Raw genomic sequence first — 16,734 nt, forward strand, 5'->3', positions numbered from 1 at the left:
CTACGCGACATGAAAAAAATCATACTAGCGATCGGACTCGTACTAAGCCTGCAACAGGCTGCGATGGCCGGATTCGCCGAAGGCGCTACCGCCTACAACAACAAGAACTACGCGGCGGCCTTGAAGGAGATAGCGCCGCTGGCCAAGGCCGGCAATGCCGACGCCCAGCACCTGCTGGGCTTGATGTATTACATGGGCCGCGGCGTTCCGCAGGATTACAAGCAGGCGCTGGAGTGGCACCGCAAGGCCGCGCTGCAGGGCAAGGCCGACGCGCAGTACGTGGTTGGCGCCATGTACTACACCGGCAACGCGGTGATCCAGGATCACAAGCAGGCGGTGACGTGGTTCCGCAAGGCGGCCGAGCAGGGCCATCCCGACGCGCAGCAGGCGCTGGGGCTGATGTACCGCTATCACATGGCCGGCATGCCGCAGGATAACGTGATCGCCTACATGCTGTGGAACCTGGCGGCGGCCAATGGCTCGATGAACGCGGCCGAGCAGCGTTCGGCCGTGGTCAAGAGCATGACGCCGGAGCAGATCGAGGAGGGGCAGGCCTTGTCGGCCGCCTGGAAGCCGAACACGCCGCTGCCCAAGCAATCGCGCACCGGCGGCGGTTGAAACCCGGGCAAGGCGGAGTTCGACCCCCGGGCAAGGCGGGGTCGGACCCCGTACGGGGTCCGACCCCAGTGTCGCGGTGCGGGGTACAATCGCCCTTTCTTCATGAGAGGGCGAGCCATGCGCGCGATTGAAATCACCCATCCCGGCCCGGCCGATGTCCTGCAACTGTGCGAGCGGCCGATGCCGGTCGTCAAGGGCGGCGAGGTGCTGATCAAGGTCCACGCGGCCGGCGTCAACCGCCCGGACGTGTTCCAGCGCATGGGCAACTATGCGCCGCCGCCGGGCGCCTCCGACCTGCCGGGCCTGGAAGTGGCCGGCGAGATCGTCGACGGCGACCTCGACTACACCACCTTCGATATCGGCGATAAAGTTTGCGCCCTGGTGCAGGGCGGCGGCTATGCCGAATACGTGGTCGCGCCGCTGGAGCAGGTGCTGCCCATTCCCAAGGGCTGGAGCATGCTGGAGGCGGCCACGATTCCCGAGAATTACTTCACCGTCTGGAGCAATGTGTTCGACCGCGCCCATCTGGCCGCTGGCGAGACCTTGCTGGTGCAGGGCGGCAGCTCCGGCATCGGCGTGACGGCGATCCAGCTGGCCAGCGCGCTGGGCCACCGCGTGTTTGCCACGGCCGGCAGCGATGACAAGGTGGCCGCCTGCATGCAACTGGGCGCCGAGCGCGGCATCAACTACAAGACCGAGGATTTCGCCGTCATCGTCAAATCGCTGACCAACGACCGTGGTGCGGACGTCATCCTCGACATGGTGGGTGGTGACTACCTGCCGCGTGAAATTTCCTGCCTGGCCGACGACGGCCGCATCGCGCTGATCGCGACGCTGGGCGGCAGCAAGGCCACGGTGGACCTGGGGCAGGTGCTGCGCCGCCGGCTGACCATCACCGGCTCGACGCTGCGGCCGCGTTCGGCCGCCTTCAAGGGCGCGGTCGCCAAGCAGCTGCTGGACAAGGTGTGGCCGCTGATGGCGGCGCGAAAGCTCAAGCCGGTGATCTACGAAGTGTTTCCGTTGGAGCAGGCTGCCGCCGCGCATGCGCTGATGGAGACCAGCAATCATGTCGGCAAGATCATGTTGCAAGTAATCTAGGTCAAGCCACCGTCATTCCCGCGCACGCGGGAATCCATAGGCCGCCACCTGGCCGGCCAAGTATGGATTCCCGCCTGCGCGGGAATGACGGGGCGGGCGTTCGTAGTATTTTTGCTATTTTGTGGACGTCGTGCCCATCCGCTGGTTTGACCGGGCTTCCAGCCTCGCGTTAAAATAGCGGGTTATTGAATTTTAGGCTACTATGCGTCGCAAACTCGTCATCGGCAACTGGAAAATGAACGGCAACCGCGCCGGCAATACGGCATTGTTGTCCGGCATACTGGCCGGCCTGAACGACTTTGGCGCCGATTGCGCCGTGTGCGTGCCGGCTCCCTACCTGGCCCAGTGCCAGGCTGAACTGCAAGGCAGCGCGGTCGCCTGGGGCGGGCAGGACGTGTCGGTCCACGCCAGCGGCGCCTACACGGGCGAAGTCTCGGCCGGCATGCTGGTCGATTTCGGCTCCCGCTATGTGCTGTGCGGCCACTCCGAGCGCCGCGCCTATCACAAGGAAAGCAGTGAACTGGTGGCGCAGAAGACTGTCGCGGCGCTGGCCGCCGGCCTGACGCCGGTGGTGTGCGTGGGCGAAACGCTGGCGCAGCGCGAAGCAGGGGAGACCGAAGCGGTCATCTGTGGCCAGTTGCAGGCGGTGCTGGATGCGATCGGCGCCGACGACCTGGCCCGGATCGTCTTGGCTTACGAGCCGGTCTGGGCGATCGGCACCGGCAAGACCGCGACGCCGCAAATCGCCCAGGAGGCGCACGCCTTGCTGCGCGCGCGCATGGCGCAAAAGAATGCACCGGTCGCGGCCGGCGTGCAGATCTTGTACGGCGGCAGCATGAAGCCGGACAACGCAAAAGAATTGATGGCCCAGCAGGACATCGACGGCGGCCTGATAGGCGGCGCCGCATTAAAGGCGACGGATTTCCTTGGGATTATTCAAGCCGTGTAAGTAGTGAATTCAGCAGTAGAAACAAAACGATACAAATCTTTTATTTTTGAATGGAATAACATGAACTCCTTGTTCAACCTGGTTATCGTAGTGCAAGTCATTTCCGCCATCGCCATTATCGGCCTGGTACTGCTGCAGCATGGCAAGGGCGCCGACATGGGCGCGGCCTTCGGTTCGGGCGCTTCGGGCAGCCTGTTCGGCGCGACCGGTTCGTCGAACTTCATGTCCAAGTCGACCGGCGTCGCCGCCGCAGTCTTCTTCAGCGCCACGCTGGCCCTGTCCTACATCTCGACCCAGCACGGCAGCACCGTCAGCGGCGGCGTGATGGATAAGGCCCTGCCAGCGGCACCAGCTCCAGCACCGGCGCCTGCGACCGGCGCGGCAGCCATCCCGACCGCACCAGCAGCTCCAGCAGCCGCACCGGCCGCTCCGGCAGCCACGGGTCCTGCAGCATCGATCCCAAAGTAATATAATAATGAACTAGTTGTGAAGTTATGCAGTTCCCTTAGCAACTTTTTAAGTTGTTTGCTCATTGTTTTGGCAGTAAATTAGCCTCACAAGCTAGAAAAACAATTCAGAGTGAAAAGAAGCAAAGATTTATCGTTTTTCTTCTTGTTTTGGCGCAATACGGATTAACAACGGCGTGAAAACACAGTAGAATAGCGGCCTTACGCCGACGTGGTGAAATTGGTAGACACGCTATCTTGAGGGGGTAGTGGCGCAAGCTGTACGAGTTCGAGTCTCGTCGTCGGCACCAGAAATATAAGGCCAGCAAGGGAGCACCGAAGTGTACCTGAGCTGGCTTTTTTACGAGGATGTGTCGTTCGATCCTGGTCTAAGCAGTCTTACGATTGGGACGAACGTTAAGAGCACCGCAGAACACCGCAGTGTGTCCTTTTAACCGACCGTTCAATATAAGCTCATCAATCGTGAACCTCGAAAATTATCTCCCCGTCCTGTTGTTCATCCTCGTCGGTCTCGGCGTAGGCATCGCTCCCCAAGTTCTGGGCCACCTCCTCGGGCCTAACAAGCCAGATGCGGCTAAGCTCTCCCCGTATGAATGCGGCTTCGAAGCGTTCGAAGACGCGCGCATGAAATTCGACGTGCGTTACTACCTCGTCGCAATTCTCTTTATTTTGTTCGATCTGGAAACGGCATTCTTCTTCCCGTGGGGCGTATCCATGCGCGAACTGGGCTGGAACGGATTCCTGGTGATGATGAGCTTCATCGCTGAATTCGTCGTCGGTTTTTGGTATATCTGGAAGAAAGGTGCCCTTGATTGGGAATAAGCCATGGCTATTGAAGGCGTATTAAACGAAGGTTTCATCACCACCTCGGCCGACAAGCTGATCAACTGGGCGCGCACGGGTTCGATGTTCCCGATGACGTTCGGTCTGGCATGCTGCGCGGTTGAAATGATGCACGTGGGCGCAGCCCGTTACGACATGGACCGCTTCGGCGTCGTGTTCCGCCCGTCGCCACGTCAGTCCGACGTGATGATCGTGGCCGGCACGCTGTGCAACAAGATGGCGCCCGCGCTGCGCAAGGTCTACGACCAGATGCCGGAACCGCGCTGGGTCATCTCGATGGGCTCCTGCGCCAACGGCGGCGGCTACTATCACTACTCCTACTCCGTGGTGCGCGGTTGCGACCGCATCGTGCCAGTGGACGTCTATGTGCCGGGCTGCCCGCCCACGGCTGAGGCTCTGCTGTACGGCATCATGCAGCTGCAAAACAAGATCAAGCGCACCAATACGATCGCACGCTAACGGGGTCGCTTCAAGAATATGACTACACATCTGGAACAACTGCAAACCGCCCTCGGCACTGCCCTGGGCGATCGCGTTACTACGACCGTTGCGTTGGGCGAAATCACGCTGGTCGTGAAAGCCGCCGACTACTACGGCGTGATGCAAACGCTGCGCGACGACAAGTCGCTGGGCTTCGATCAGCTGATCGACCTGGCCGGCGTCGACTACCTGAACTACGGCGAAGGCGCCTGGGACGGCCTGCGATTCGCAGTGGTCGTCCATCTGCTGTCGGTCAAGCACAACTGGCGCGTGCGCGTGCGCGCGTTCTGCGCCGACGACGACATGCCGCTGCTGCCGTCGCTGGTGCCGCTGTGGCGCGCCGTCAACTGGTACGAGCGCGAAGCGTTCGACATGTTCGGCATCCTGTTCGAAGGCCACAACGACCTGCGCCGCATCCTGACCGACTACGGTTTCATCGGCCATCCGTTCCGCAAGGACTTCCCGGTATCGGGCTATGTCGAAATGCGTTACGACCCCGAGCAGAAGCGCGTGATCTACCAGCCGGTCACCATCGAGCCGCGTGAAAACGTGCCTCGCGTGATCCGCGAAGAAAACTACGGGAAGTAAAACATGGCTGAAATTAAGAACTACACCCTGAACTTCGGTCCGCAACACCCGGCCGCGCACGGCGTGCTGCGCCTGGTGCTGGAGCTGGACGGCGAAGTCATCCAGCGTGCCGACCCGCACATCGGCCTGCTGCACCGCGGTACCGAGAAGCTGGCGGAACAGAAGACCTACCTGCAATCCGTGCCGTACATGGACCGCCTCGACTACGTCTCGATGATGTGCAACGAGCACGCCTACGTGATGGCCATCGAGAAGCTGCTGGGCCTGGAAGTGCCGCTGCGCGCGCAATACATCCGCGTGATGTTCGACGAGATCACCCGCATCCTGAACCACCTGATGTGGCTGGGCGCGCACGCGCTGGACGTCGGCGCCATGGGCCCGTTCCTGTACTGCTTCCGCGACCGCGAAGACCTGTTCGACTGCTACGAAGCGGTGTCGGGCGCGCGCATGCACGCGGCCTACTACCGTCCGGGCGGCGTCTACCGCGACCTGCCGGACGCGATGCCGCAGCACAAGCCGTCGATCATCCGCTCGGCCAAGGCAGTCGCCAACCTGAACGAAAACCGCCAGGGTTCGCTGCTGGACTTCATCGAAGACTTCACCCGCCGTTTCCCGACCTATGTTGACGAATACGAGACCCTGCTGACCGACAACCGTATCTGGAAACAGCGTACCGTCGGCATCGGCGTGGTTGCGCCGGAAGATGCGCTGGCCATGGGCTTCACCGGCGCCATGCTGCGCGGTTCGGGCATCCAGTGGGACTTGCGCAAGCACCAGCCGTACGAAGTGTACGATCTGATGGACTTCGACGTGCCTATCGGCACCAACGGCGACTGCTATGACCGCTACCTGGTGCGCGTGGAAGAACTGCGCCAGTCGAACAAGATCATCAAGCAGTGCGTGGAATGGCTGCGCAACAATCCGGGTCCGGTCATGACCGACAACCGCAAGGTGGCGCCACCTGGCCGCGTGGACATGAAGACCAATATGGAATCGCTGATTCACCACTTCAAGCTGTTCACCGAAGGCATGCACGTGCCGCCGGGCGAAGCGTACAGCGCGGTGGAGCATCCGAAGGGCGAGTTCGGCATCTATCTGATTTCCGACGGCGCCAACAAGCCATACCGCATGAAGCTGCGCGCTCCCGACTACGCGCACTTGCAAGCGCTCGATGAAATGGCGCGCGGCCACATGATCGCCGACGCCGTAACCATCATCGGCACGCAAGATATCGTGTTCGGCAGTATCGACCGCTAAGGAAAAAAGTATGTTGTTATCAGAGCAGTGCTACAAAAAAATCGACCGCGAGTTGGCCAAGTATCCGGCCGACCAGCGTCAGTCGGCCGTGATGGCCGCGCTGGCCCACGCCCAGGTTGAACTGGGCTGGGTCTCGTCGGAAGTGATGGCCGAGCTGGCCGAGTACATCCGCATGCCGGCCATCGCCGTGCAGGAAGTCGCCACTTTCTACAATATGTACAACCTCAAGCCGGTCGGCAAGCACAAGATCTCCGTGTGCACCAACCTGCCATGCGCCTTGTCGGGCGGCGTGCGCGCGGCCAACCACCTGAAGGAAAAGCTGGGCATCGACTTCCGTGACACCACGGCAGACGGCGCCTTCACGCTGGTGGAAGGCGAGTGCATGGGCGCCTGCGGCGACGCGCCGGTGATGCTGGTGAACGATCAGCGCATGTGCAGCTTCATGTCCAACGACAAAATCGATACCCTGGTGGAGGAACTCAAGAAATGACGTCACTCCACAATCGTCACATCGACCCAGTCATTCTCGCCGGCCTGGACGGCAAGAACTGGCACCTGGAAGATTACGTCAAGCGCGGCGGCTACAGCGCCCTGCGCAAGATCCTCGAAGAGAAGATCACCCCGGAACAAATCATCGCCGACCTCAAAGCGTCGTCGCTGCGCGGCCGTGGCGGCGCGGGTTTCCCTACCGGCCTGAAGTGGAGCTTCATGCCGCGTCAGTTCCCCGGCCAGAAGTACCTGGTATGCAACTCAGATGAAGGCGAACCGGGCACTTTCAAGGACCGCGACATCATGCGCTACAACCCGCATGCGCTGATCGAGGGCATGGCCATTGGCGCTTACGCCATGGGCATCACCGTGGGCTACAACTACATCCACGGCGAGATCTTCGAGGTCTACACCCAGTTTGAAGATGCACTGGAAGAGGCGCGCGCCGCCGGCTTCCTGGGCGACAAGATCATGGGCAGCGAGTTCAGCTTCCAGCTGCACGCGCACCACGGCTATGGCGCCTACATCTGCGGCGAGGAAACCGCGCTGCTGGAATCGCTGGAAGGCAAAAAAGGCCAGCCGCGCTTCAAGCCGCCTTTCCCTGCGTCGTTCGGCCTGTACGGCAAGCCGACCACCATCAACAACACCGAGACGTTCGCGGCTGTTCCGTTCATCCTGAACATGGGTCCTGAAAAGTACCTGGGCATGGGACGTCCGAACAACGGCGGCTCGAAGATCTTCTCGATCTCGGGCGACGTTGAACTGCCGGGCAACTACGAGGTCCCGCTGGGCACCCCGTTCGCCAAACTGCTGGAACTGGCAGGCGGCATGCGCGGCGGCAAAAAGATCAAGGCTGTGATCCCTGGCGGCTCGTCCGCTCCGGTGATCCGCGGCGAACTGATGATGAACACCGACCTGGACTACGACTCGATCGCCAAGGCTGGCTCGATGCTCGGTTCGGGCGCCGTCATCGTCATGGACGAAACGCGTTGCATGGTCAAGGCGATGGAGCGTCTGGCGTACTTCTACTTTGAAGAATCGTGTGGCCAGTGCACCCCATGCCGCGAGGGTACGGGTTGGATGTACCGCATGATCCACCGCATCGAAAACGGCCAGGGACGTCCTTCGGACCTGGACGTGCTGAACTCGATCTGCGACAACATCCAGGGCCGCACCATTTGTGCACTGGGCGATGCCGCGGCGATGCCGATGCGCGCGTTCATCAAGCAATTCCGCGAAGAATTTGAATATCACGTCGAGCACAAGCATTGCTTAGTGCCCGCTTACATCTAAGCTGCGTCAGGTAACGATCACCATGGTTGAAATCGAAATAGACGGCAAAAAAGTCGAAGTCCCTGCTGGTAGCATGGTGATGGACGCCGCCAACAAATTGGGAACCTACATTCCGCACTTCTGCTATCACAAGAAATTGTCGATCGCCGCGAACTGCCGTATGTGCCTCGTCGAAGTGGAAAAGGCGCCCAAGCCTTTGCCAGCATGCGCAACGCCGGTCTCGGCAGGCATGATTGTGCGCTCCGCTTCGGACAAGGCCGTACAGGCACAGAAGTCCGTGATGGAATTCCTGCTGATTAACCACCCGCTGGACTGCCCGATCTGCGATCAGGGCGGCGAGTGCCAGTTGCAAGACTTGGCAGTCGGCTACGGCAAGGGCGAATCGCGCTACGAAGAAGACAAGCGCGTCGTCGTGCCGAAAGATGCCGGCCCGCTGGTCTCCATGCAGGAGATGGCGCGCTGCATCCAGTGCACCCGTTGCGTACGTTTCGGCCAGGAAGTGGCCGGCGTGATGGAACTGGGCATGATCGGCCGCGGCGAACATTCGGAAATCACCGCGTTCGTCGGCCAGACCGTGAACTCGGAAATGTCCGGCAACATGATCGACCTGTGCCCGGTAGGCGCGCTGACGTCGAAGCCGTTCCGCTACAGCGCCCGTTCGTGGGAACTGTCGCGCCGCAAATCGGTCTCGCCGCACGACGGCCTGGGCGCCAACCTGATCGTTCAGGTCAAGGGCGGCAAGGTCAAGCGCGTGCTGCCGCTGGAAAACGACGCCGTCAACGAGTGCTGGATTTCCGACAAGGACCGCTTCTCGTACGAAGGCCTGGAAGCCGCCGATCGCCTGACCCAGCCGATGCTGAAGCAGGGCGGCGAGTGGAAGGAAGTCGACTGGCAGACCGCGCTGGAATACGTGGCGCACGGCCTGAAGAACATCAAGCACGAACACGGCGCCAACGCGCTGGCCGCACTGGCCACGCCGCACTCGACGCTGGAAGAGCTGCACCTGCTGCAAAAGCTGACTCGCGCCATGGGCTCGGACAGCGTGGACACGCGCCTGCGTCACGGCGACTTCTCGCTGAGCGATGTGACCCCTTGGCTGGGCATGTCGATCACCGAGTTCGGCCAGCTGAACCGCGCCTTCGTCATCGGCTCGTTCCTGCGCAAGGATCACCCGCTGCTGGCTACCCGTCTGCGTACGGCAGTGAAGGGCGGCGCCAAGCTGTCCATCCTGCACGCGACCGACGATGACCTGCTGATGAACGTTGCGAACAAGATGATCGTTGCTCCGTCGGAGTGGCTGTCGGCATTGTCGCAAGTGGTAGTTGCCGTGGCTAAGGCTAAAGAAGTTGCTGCTCCTGCAGGCTTCGAAGGCGTACAAGCTTCCGACGCCGCCAACGCGATCGCCGCCTCGCTGATCTCGGGCGAGAACAAGGGCGTGTTCCTGGGTAACGCGGCAACGCAGCACCCGCAAGCCGCCGCGCTGCACGCTGCCGCACAATGGATCGCCGAACAAACCGGCGCCAAGCTGGGCTACCTGACCGAAGCCGCCAACACCGTCGGCGCTTACCTGGTCAACGCCAACGGCACCAAGGTGCCGGCGTTCTCGGAGCCGAAGCAAGCCTACGTGCTGCTGAACGTCGAGCCTGAGCTGGACGCGCAAAACCCGCAAGCCGCCGCCGCCGCACTGAAACACGCGGAAATGGTTGTTGTGATGTCGGCCTACAAGCACGGCATGGAATACGCCGACGTGCTGCTGCCGGTCTCGCCATTCAGCGAAACCTCGGGCACCTTCGTCAACTGCGAAGGCCGCGCGCAAAGCTTCAACGGCACCGTCAAGCCGCTGCTGGAAACCCGCCCTGCGTGGAAAGTCCTGCGCGTGCTGGGCAACATCCTCGGCCTGTCCGGTTTCGAATACGAAACCTCGGAAGCGATCCGCGACGAAGTGCTGGGTGCCGGCGTGACCGACCTGTCGGCCAGGCTGAACAATGTCACCAAACAAGCTGTTGTTGCAGCCTCCGCTGCTTCGACCGGTACGGAACGTATTGCTGACGTGCCTATCTACTTCGCCGACGCAGTGGTGCGTCGCGCCGAGTCGCTGCAGAAGATGGCCGACGCGGCTGCGCCTAAAGCGCACCTGTCGAGCGCTCTGGCGCAGCAGCTGGGTGTCGCCGCCGGCGACAAGGTCAAGGTAACGCAAGGTTCCGGCAGCGCGATCCTGGTCGCCGCTGTTGATGCCAAACTGCCAGCCAACGCAGTCCGTGTCGCCGCCGCTCACGCGTCGACCGCTGCACTGGGCGGCATGTTCGGTTCCATCACCGTTGAAAAAGCAGGGGAGGGTAAATAATGGCTCTGCCTGAATTCGTCACTACTATTAACGCCATGGGCGCCAACAGCGTGCTGGCTCCGGCCTGGCCGCTGATCTGGGCACTGATCCGCGTCATCGTCGTGCTGCTGCCGCTGATGGGCCTGGTTGCCTATCTGACGCTGTGGGAACGTAAGTTCATCGGCTGGATTCAGATCCGCGTCGGTCCTAACCGCGTCGGTCCGATGGGCCTGCTGCAGCCGATCGCCGATGCGCTCAAGCTGCTGTTTAAAGAGATCATCACCCCGGCCAAGGCCAACCGCGGCCTGTTCGTGATCGGTCCTATCATGACCATCATGCCGGCACTGGCCGCCTGGGCGGTGGTGCCGTTCGGCGCCGAAGCCGTGCTGGCCAACGTCAACGCCGGCCTGCTGCTGCTGATGGCGATCACCTCGATGGAAGTCTACGGCATCATCATCGCCGGCTGGGCTTCGAACTCGAAGTACTCGTTCATGGGCGCGATGCGCGCCTCGGCCCAGATGATCTCCTACGAAATCCCGATGGGCTTCGTGCTGGTGGTCGTGCTGATGGTGTCCGGTTCGCTGAACTTCGGCGACATCGTCGCCGGCCAGCAAAAGGGCATGATGGTCGAGCACGGCCTGAACTTCCTGTCGTGGAACTGGCTGCCGCTGCTGCCGCTGTTCGTGGTCTACCTGACCTCGGGCCTGGCGGAGTGCAACCGTCACCCGTTCGACGTGGTCGAGGGCGAGTCCGAGATCGTTGCCGGCCACATGGTCGAGTACTCGGGCATGGCCTACGCCATGTTCATGCTGGCCGAATACGCCAACATGATCCTGATCGCGACCCTGGGTTCGATCATGTTCCTGGGCGGCTGGGCTGCACCATTCAAGTTCCTGGAATTCTGGGGCGGTTTCGGCGGCTTCTTCTGGTTGTTCGCCAAGGCGTTCTTCCTGGTGTCCGTCTTCATCTGGGTGCGCGGTACTTTCCCACGCTACCGCTATGACCAGATCATGCGTCTGGGCTGGAAAGTGTTTATCCCTCTGACGCTGGTGTACCTGGTGTTCGTGGCCGGCTGGATGCAGACATCCTGGAATATCTGGAAGTAAGGACTGGAAAAAATGGAACGTTTAAAAGACTTTATCGGCAGCTTCATGCTGACCGAACTGATCAAAGGGATGGCGCTGACGGGCAAGTATATGTTCTCGCGCAAGATCACCGTGCAGTACCCGGAAGAGAAGACGCCGATGTCGCCGCGCTTCCGCGGCCTGCACGCGCTGCGCCGCTATCCGAACGGTGAAGAGCGCTGCATCGCCTGCAAACTGTGCGAAGCGGTGTGCCCGGCGATGGCGATCACCATCGAATCCGAGCAGCGCGACGATGGTTCGCGCCGCACCACGCGTTACGACATCGACCTGACCAAGTGCATCTTCTGCGGTTTCTGCGAAGAGTCGTGCCCGGTTGATTCGATCGTTGAAACGCACGTGCTGGAATACCACGGCGAAAAACGCGGCGATCTGTACTACACGAAAGAGATGCTGCTGGCCGTTGGCGATCGTTATGAAAACGAGATCGCCGCAGCCCGCGCAGCGGACGCTCCTTACCGCTGACATTAATTGGGGTTGTCCTGACCTCGCCAAGGCGAGGCCATGGGCAAACCCACAGTCAGCGTGTCGATCAATAATGTACGTCTCTTGGGTTAGTTATGGAATTTAAAACTGCTTTGTTCTACGCCTTCTCAGCCATCATGATATTGGCTGCGACGCGCGTTATCACGGCCCGCAATCCGGTCCACGCCGCACTGTTCCTGGTGCTGGCGTTCTTCTCGGCTGCCGGCATCTGGATGCTGCTGGAGGCTGAGTTCCTCGCCATCGTGCTGGTGCTGGTCTACGTGGGCGCCGTCATGGTGCTGTTCCTGTTCGTGGTCATGATGCTCGACATCGACACCGACAAGATGCGCGAAGGCTTCTGGGGCTACCTGCCGCTGGCGTCCTTCGTCGGCGTCATCATCGTGCTGGAAATGGCTGCTGTACTGTGGCGCTCCTTCCTGTCGTTCGACCAGCAGGCGGTCAACGCCGGCAACATCGGCGGCACCAAGGAGCTGGGTATCCAGATCTACACCAAATACGTCTACGGCTTTGAAATCGCCGGCGTCATCCTGCTGGTCGCGATCATCGCCGCCGTGGCGCTGACCCTGCGCAAGCGCAAGGACACCAAACATTTCGACCCTGCCGACGCTGTACGCGTCAAGCGCAATGACCGCCTGAAGATCGTCAAGATCGCGCCGGTCACCACGCGTGGCCAGGCCGAAGCTGAAGTTAAGGAGGCACCATGACGTTATCGCTCGCTCACTACCTCGTTCTTGGCGCGATACTGTTCGCGATCTCGATCGTCGGTATTTTCCTGAACCGCAAGAACATCATCGTTCTGCTGATGGCCATCGAATTGATGCTGCTGGCAGTGAACATGAACTTCATCGCGTTCTCGCACTACCTGGGCGATGCGGCCGGGCAGATCTTTGTGTTCTTCATCCTGACCGTGGCGGCTGCCGAATCGGCAATCGGCCTCGCGATCCTGGTGGTGATGTTCCGTAACCTGGACACCATCAACGTTGAAGACCTGGATAGCCTGAAGGGTTGATCCCGTGGCTAAAGTTCAAACCTCGAAAAATAACGATTAAGGTTCATCATGGCGGTTACACTTAACCCTAATCTCCTGCTAGCCATACCCTTGGCGCCGCTGGCCGGCGCCGCGATTGCGGGCTTGTTAGGAACTAAATTCTTTGGCAACGTCGTAGGTCGCAAGACCTCGCACACCGCGACCATCCTGGGCGTGCTGGTTGCCTTTATCCTGTCGGCGATGACGCTCAACGACGTCGTCAACGGTTCCAGCTACAACGGCACCGTCTACAACTGGATGACCGTGGCCGGCCTGAAGCTGGTGGTCGGCTTCCAGATCGACGCGCTGTCGGCGATGATGATGTGCGTGGTGACCTTCGTGTCGCTGATGGTGCACGTCTACACCATCGGCTACATGGCCGAAGATGAAGGTTACAACCGCTTCTTCGCCTACATCTCGCTGTTCACGTTCTCGATGCTGATGCTGGTCATGGCGAACAACTTCCTGCAGCTGTTCTTCGGCTGGGAAGCGGTGGGCCTGGTTTCCTACCTGCTGATCGGCTTCTGGTACACCCGCCCGACGGCGATCGTGGCCAACATGAAGGCCTTCCTGGTCAACCGCGTCGGCGACTTCGGTTTCATCCTGGGTATCGGCCTGTTGCTGGCCTACGCCGGTTCGATGGACTATCAGGAAGTCTTCGCCAAGAAGGAACAGCTGATGACGCTGACCCTGCCGGGCACCGACTGGGCGCTGCTGACCGTTGCCTGTATCTGCCTGTTCATCGGCGCGATGGGCAAGTCGGCGCAGTTCCCGCTGCACGTCTGGCTGCCTGACTCGATGGAAGGCCCAACCCCGATCTCGGCACTGATCCACGCGGCGACCATGGTTACCGCCGGTATCTTCATGGTGACCCGCATGTCGCCGCTGTTCGAACTGTCGGACACCGCGCTGTCCTTCATCCTGGTCATCGGCTCGATCACCGCGCTGTTCATGGGCTTCCTGGGCATCATCCAGAACGACATCAAGCGCGTGGTCGCTTACTCGACCTTGTCGCAGCTGGGCTACATGACCGTGGCGCTGGGTTCGTCCGCTTACTCGGTGGCTGTGTTCCACCTGATGACCCACGCATTCTTTAAAGCGCTGCTGTTCCTTGGCGCCGGTTCGGTCATCATCGGCATGCACCACGACCAGGACATCCGCAACATGGGCGGCCTGCGCAAGTACATGCCTATCACCTGGATCACTTCCTTGCTCGGTTCCCTGGCGTTGATCGGTACGCCGTTCTTCTCCGGCTTCTACTCGAAGGATTCGATCATCGAAGCCGTCGCCGCGACCCATATCTGGGGCGCAGGCTTCGCCAACTTCGCCGTGCTGGCTGGCGTGTTCGTGACCGCGTTCTACTCGTTCCGTATGTACTTCCTGGTGTTCCATGGCGAAGAGCGTTTCGGCAAGGCCCACGCGCATGACGATCACCATCATGCTCCGGCAGCTGCCGCTCATGACGATGGCCACGGTCACGACGACCATGGTCACGACGAAGAAGAAGACCACGGCCACCATGGCCTGGAGCCAGGTCAGAAGCCGCATGAATCGCCATTCGTGGTCTGGTTCCCGCTGGCGATGCTGGCCATCCCTTCGGTCATCATCGGCTACCTGACCATCGGTCCTATGCTGTTCGGCGACTTCTTCAAGGGCGTGATCACCTTCGGCGAAAACCACCCTGCGATGGAAGAACTGACGCACGAGTTCCACGGCCCGATGGCGATGGCGATGCACTCGCTGACGTCGCTGCCACTGTGGCTGGCCATCTCCGGTGTCGCTACCGCGTACTACTGCTACATGATCAATCCACGCGTACCGGCCTGGTTCTATGAGAAGTTCAAGTTCCTGCACACGCTGCTGGACAACAAGTACTACATGGACAAGTTCAACGAGGTGGTGTTTGCCGGCGGCGCGCGCCTGATCGGCAATGGCTTGTGGAACATCGGCGACAAGACCCTGATCGACGGCCTGCTGGTCAACGGCAGCGCCAAAGTGGTGGGCTGGTTCTCGTCGCTGACCCGCCTGGCGCAGACTGGTTACATCTACCACTATGCGTTCGTCATGATCCTCGGCATTCTGGGGTTCCTGGTCTACTTCCTGCCGTTTTGGCACGCTTAATTAGCTGATACGCAAAGAGATAACGATAACCATGATGCAGTCAACTATATCTACACTACCTCCATACCTGAGCCTCGCGATCTGGCTCCCGATTATCTTCGGCCTGATCGTGCTGGCAGTAGGCCGTGACACCAACGCGGCGATGGTCCGCGTGGGTTCGCTGATCGGCGCCATCGTCAGCTTCATCGCGACCATCCCGCTGATCACCAATTTCAGCAACGCCGCCCACGGCATGCAGTTCGTCGAGAAGTCGCCGTGGATCGAGCGCTTCAACATCTACTACTCGCTGGGCATCGACGGCCTGTCGCTGTGGTTCGTGCCGCTGACCGCCTTCATCACCGTGATCGTCGTGATCTCGGCCTGGCAGGTGATCCAGAAGCGCGTGGCCCAGTACATGGGCGCCTTCCTGATCCTGTCCGGACTGATGATCGGCGTGTTCTGCGCCATGGACGGCCTGCTGTTCTACTTCTTCTTCGAAGCCACGCTGATCCCGATGTACATCATCATCGGTATCTGGGGCGGCGAGAACCGCGTGTACGCGTCATTCAAGTTCTTCCTCTATACCTTCTTCGGCTCGCTGCTGACGCTGGTCGCCATCATCTACCTGTACAAGGCATCGGGCGGCAGCTTCGACATCCTGATGTGGCACAAGATCGCCCTGACGATGAAAGAGCAGATCTTCATCTTCATCGCCTTCTTCATGGCCTTCGCCGTCAAGGTTCCGATGTTCCCGGTCCACACCTGGCTGCCGGACGTCCACGTGGAAGCGCCTACCGGCGGTTCCGCCGTGCTGGCCGCGATCATGCTGAAGCTGGGTGCATACGGTTTCCTCCGCTTTTCGCTGCCTATCGTGCCGGATGCATCGCACTACATGGCGCCGTTCGTCATCACCCTGTCGCTGATCGCCGTGATCTACATCGGCCTGGTCGCGCTGGTACAGAAGGACATGAAAAAGCTGGTCGCCTATTCGTCGATCGCGCACATGGGCTTTGTCACCCTGGGCTTCTTCATCTTCAATAACATCGGCGTGCAGGGCGCGATCGCACAAATGATCTCGCACGGCTTCATCTCCGGCGCGATGTTCCTGTGCATCGGCGTGCTGTACGACCAGGCGCACTCGCGCCAGATCGCCGACTACGGTGGTGTCGTCAACAAGATGCCGAAGTTCGCCGCGCTGTTCATCTTCTTCTCGATGGCCAACTGCGGTCTGCCAGCGACTTCCGGCTTCGTCGGCGAGTTCATGGTGATCCTGGGCGCCACCCAGTTCAACTTCTGGATCGGCCTGCTGGCCGCGACCGCGCTGATCCTGGGCGCCGCCTACTCGCTGTGGATGGCCAAGCGCGTCATCTTCGGCAAGGTGGCCAACCACCACGTCGCTGAACTGGTCGACATCAACGGCCGCGAATTCCTGATGCTGGGCATTCTGGCCGTGGCTGTGCTGTATATGGGCCTGTACCCAGCGCCATTCACCGACACGATGCAAACCTCGGTTGCAGACCTGCTGGCGCACGTTGCCCACAGCAAGCTGCCTTACTGAAAACGGAAACACATAA

The 16,734-nt window shown here is 60.7% G+C and carries 17 protein-coding genes and 1 tRNA gene; all 18 read left to right on the top strand.

Features of this window, described 5'->3' with window-relative positions:
- Positions 1–9 precede the first annotated feature (9 nt).
- Positions 10–618: a tetratricopeptide repeat protein gene (locus ACEN9O_RS18265; protein WP_495613263.1), complete on the top strand. Its 609-nt coding sequence runs from the start codon at positions 10–12 to the stop codon at positions 616–618.
- Positions 619–735: 117 nt separating this feature from the next.
- Positions 736–1,716 (top strand): NAD(P)H-quinone oxidoreductase, encoded by a 981-nt coding sequence (locus ACEN9O_RS18270; RefSeq protein WP_495613264.1) that lies wholly within the window; start codon positions 736–738, stop codon positions 1,714–1,716.
- Between the two features lie 202 nt (positions 1,717–1,918).
- Complete coding sequence (tpiA, locus tag ACEN9O_RS18275; protein ID WP_495613265.1) at positions 1,919–2,665, top strand: triose-phosphate isomerase; 747 nt, start codon at positions 1,919–1,921, stop codon at positions 2,663–2,665.
- A 60-nt stretch (positions 2,666–2,725) separates the two neighbouring features.
- Positions 2,726–3,133 carry a preprotein translocase subunit SecG gene (gene secG, locus ACEN9O_RS18280; RefSeq protein WP_495613266.1) on the top strand — a complete coding sequence of 136 codons (408 nt, stop codon included), beginning with the start codon at positions 2,726–2,728 and terminating at the stop codon, positions 3,131–3,133.
- 204 nt (positions 3,134–3,337) lie between these two features.
- Positions 3,338–3,422: transfer RNA gene (locus ACEN9O_RS18285), tRNA-Leu, on the top strand.
- Between the two features lie 172 nt (positions 3,423–3,594).
- Positions 3,595–3,954, top strand: coding sequence for an NADH-quinone oxidoreductase subunit A (locus tag ACEN9O_RS18290; RefSeq protein ID WP_028819535.1), 360 nt, complete (start codon positions 3,595–3,597; stop codon positions 3,952–3,954).
- Positions 3,955–3,957: 3 nt separating this feature from the next.
- On the top strand, positions 3,958–4,434 hold the full coding sequence (locus ACEN9O_RS18295) for a NuoB/complex I 20 kDa subunit family protein (RefSeq protein WP_008450353.1): 477 nt from the start codon (positions 3,958–3,960) through the stop codon (positions 4,432–4,434).
- A gap of 18 nt (positions 4,435–4,452) precedes the next feature.
- Entirely contained in the window at positions 4,453–5,043 is a 591-nt protein-coding gene (locus ACEN9O_RS18300) for an NADH-quinone oxidoreductase subunit C (RefSeq protein WP_495613267.1), read from the top strand.
- A gap of 3 nt (positions 5,044–5,046) precedes the next feature.
- Entirely contained in the window at positions 5,047–6,300 is a 1,254-nt protein-coding gene (locus ACEN9O_RS18305) for an NADH-quinone oxidoreductase subunit D (protein ID WP_495613268.1), read from the top strand.
- A 10-nt stretch (positions 6,301–6,310) separates the two neighbouring features.
- Entirely contained in the window at positions 6,311–6,790 is a 480-nt protein-coding gene (gene nuoE / locus ACEN9O_RS18310; RefSeq protein ID WP_495613269.1) for an NADH-quinone oxidoreductase subunit NuoE, read from the top strand.
- Complete coding sequence (gene nuoF / locus ACEN9O_RS18315) at positions 6,787–8,082, top strand: NADH-quinone oxidoreductase subunit NuoF (RefSeq protein WP_008450345.1); 1,296 nt, start codon at positions 6,787–6,789, stop codon at positions 8,080–8,082. Before nuoE ends, nuoF begins: the two co-directional genes overlap by 4 nt.
- Before the next feature lie 22 nt (positions 8,083–8,104).
- Positions 8,105–10,426 carry an NADH-quinone oxidoreductase subunit NuoG gene (gene nuoG, locus ACEN9O_RS18320; protein WP_495613270.1) on the top strand — a complete coding sequence of 774 codons (2,322 nt, stop codon included), beginning with the start codon at positions 8,105–8,107 and terminating at the stop codon, positions 10,424–10,426.
- On the top strand, positions 10,426–11,511 hold the full coding sequence (gene nuoH, locus ACEN9O_RS18325) for an NADH-quinone oxidoreductase subunit NuoH (protein ID WP_495613271.1): 1,086 nt from the start codon (positions 10,426–10,428) through the stop codon (positions 11,509–11,511). The genes nuoG and nuoH overlap by 1 nt, the downstream gene beginning before the upstream one ends.
- A gap of 12 nt (positions 11,512–11,523) precedes the next feature.
- Complete coding sequence (gene nuoI, locus ACEN9O_RS18330; RefSeq protein ID WP_020702142.1) at positions 11,524–12,012, top strand: NADH-quinone oxidoreductase subunit NuoI; 489 nt, start codon at positions 11,524–11,526, stop codon at positions 12,010–12,012.
- A 95-nt stretch (positions 12,013–12,107) separates the two neighbouring features.
- Positions 12,108–12,737, top strand: coding sequence for an NADH-quinone oxidoreductase subunit J (locus ACEN9O_RS18335; RefSeq protein ID WP_495613272.1), 630 nt, complete (start codon positions 12,108–12,110; stop codon positions 12,735–12,737).
- Positions 12,734–13,042 (top strand): NADH-quinone oxidoreductase subunit NuoK, encoded by a 309-nt coding sequence (gene nuoK, locus ACEN9O_RS18340; RefSeq protein WP_008450334.1) that lies wholly within the window; start codon positions 12,734–12,736, stop codon positions 13,040–13,042. Before ACEN9O_RS18335 ends, nuoK begins: the two co-directional genes overlap by 4 nt.
- Positions 13,043–13,090: 48 nt before the next feature.
- Positions 13,091–15,181, top strand: a complete 2,091-nt coding sequence (nuoL, locus tag ACEN9O_RS18345) for an NADH-quinone oxidoreductase subunit L (RefSeq protein ID WP_495613273.1) — start codon at positions 13,091–13,093, stop codon at positions 15,179–15,181.
- Positions 15,182–15,212: 31 nt separating this feature from the next.
- On the top strand, positions 15,213–16,718 hold the full coding sequence (locus ACEN9O_RS18350; RefSeq protein WP_495613274.1) for an NADH-quinone oxidoreductase subunit M: 1,506 nt from the start codon (positions 15,213–15,215) through the stop codon (positions 16,716–16,718).
- The last annotated feature ends 16 nt before the right edge of the window (positions 16,719–16,734 follow it).

This window comes from Duganella sp. Dugasp78, from assembly GCF_059491455.1.

Excerpts from the sequence above, each read along its gene's own strand:
- ACEN9O_RS18265 (WP_495613263.1), top strand. The coding sequence starts at position 10 with ATGAAAAAAATCATACTAGCGATCGGACTCGTACTAAGCCTGCAACAG.
- ACEN9O_RS18270 (WP_495613264.1), top strand. The coding sequence starts at position 736 with ATGCGCGCGATTGAAATCACCCATCCCGGCCCGGCCGATGTCCTGCAA.
- tpiA (WP_495613265.1), top strand. The coding sequence starts at position 1,919 with ATGCGTCGCAAACTCGTCATCGGCAACTGGAAAATGAACGGCAACCGC.
- secG (WP_495613266.1), top strand. The coding sequence starts at position 2,726 with ATGAACTCCTTGTTCAACCTGGTTATCGTAGTGCAAGTCATTTCCGCC.
- ACEN9O_RS18295 (WP_008450353.1), top strand. The coding sequence starts at position 3,958 with ATGGCTATTGAAGGCGTATTAAACGAAGGTTTCATCACCACCTCGGCC.
- ACEN9O_RS18300 (WP_495613267.1), top strand. The coding sequence starts at position 4,453 with ATGACTACACATCTGGAACAACTGCAAACCGCCCTCGGCACTGCCCTG.
- ACEN9O_RS18305 (WP_495613268.1), top strand. The coding sequence starts at position 5,047 with ATGGCTGAAATTAAGAACTACACCCTGAACTTCGGTCCGCAACACCCG.
- nuoE (WP_495613269.1), top strand. The coding sequence starts at position 6,311 with ATGTTGTTATCAGAGCAGTGCTACAAAAAAATCGACCGCGAGTTGGCC.
- nuoF (WP_008450345.1), top strand. The coding sequence starts at position 6,787 with ATGACGTCACTCCACAATCGTCACATCGACCCAGTCATTCTCGCCGGC.
- nuoG (WP_495613270.1), top strand. The coding sequence starts at position 8,105 with ATGGTTGAAATCGAAATAGACGGCAAAAAAGTCGAAGTCCCTGCTGGT.
- nuoH (WP_495613271.1), top strand. The coding sequence starts at position 10,426 with ATGGCTCTGCCTGAATTCGTCACTACTATTAACGCCATGGGCGCCAAC.
- nuoI (WP_020702142.1), top strand. The coding sequence starts at position 11,524 with ATGGAACGTTTAAAAGACTTTATCGGCAGCTTCATGCTGACCGAACTG.
- ACEN9O_RS18335 (WP_495613272.1), top strand. The coding sequence starts at position 12,108 with ATGGAATTTAAAACTGCTTTGTTCTACGCCTTCTCAGCCATCATGATA.
- nuoK (WP_008450334.1), top strand. The coding sequence starts at position 12,734 with ATGACGTTATCGCTCGCTCACTACCTCGTTCTTGGCGCGATACTGTTC.
- nuoL (WP_495613273.1), top strand. The coding sequence starts at position 13,091 with ATGGCGGTTACACTTAACCCTAATCTCCTGCTAGCCATACCCTTGGCG.
- ACEN9O_RS18350 (WP_495613274.1), top strand. The coding sequence starts at position 15,213 with ATGATGCAGTCAACTATATCTACACTACCTCCATACCTGAGCCTCGCG.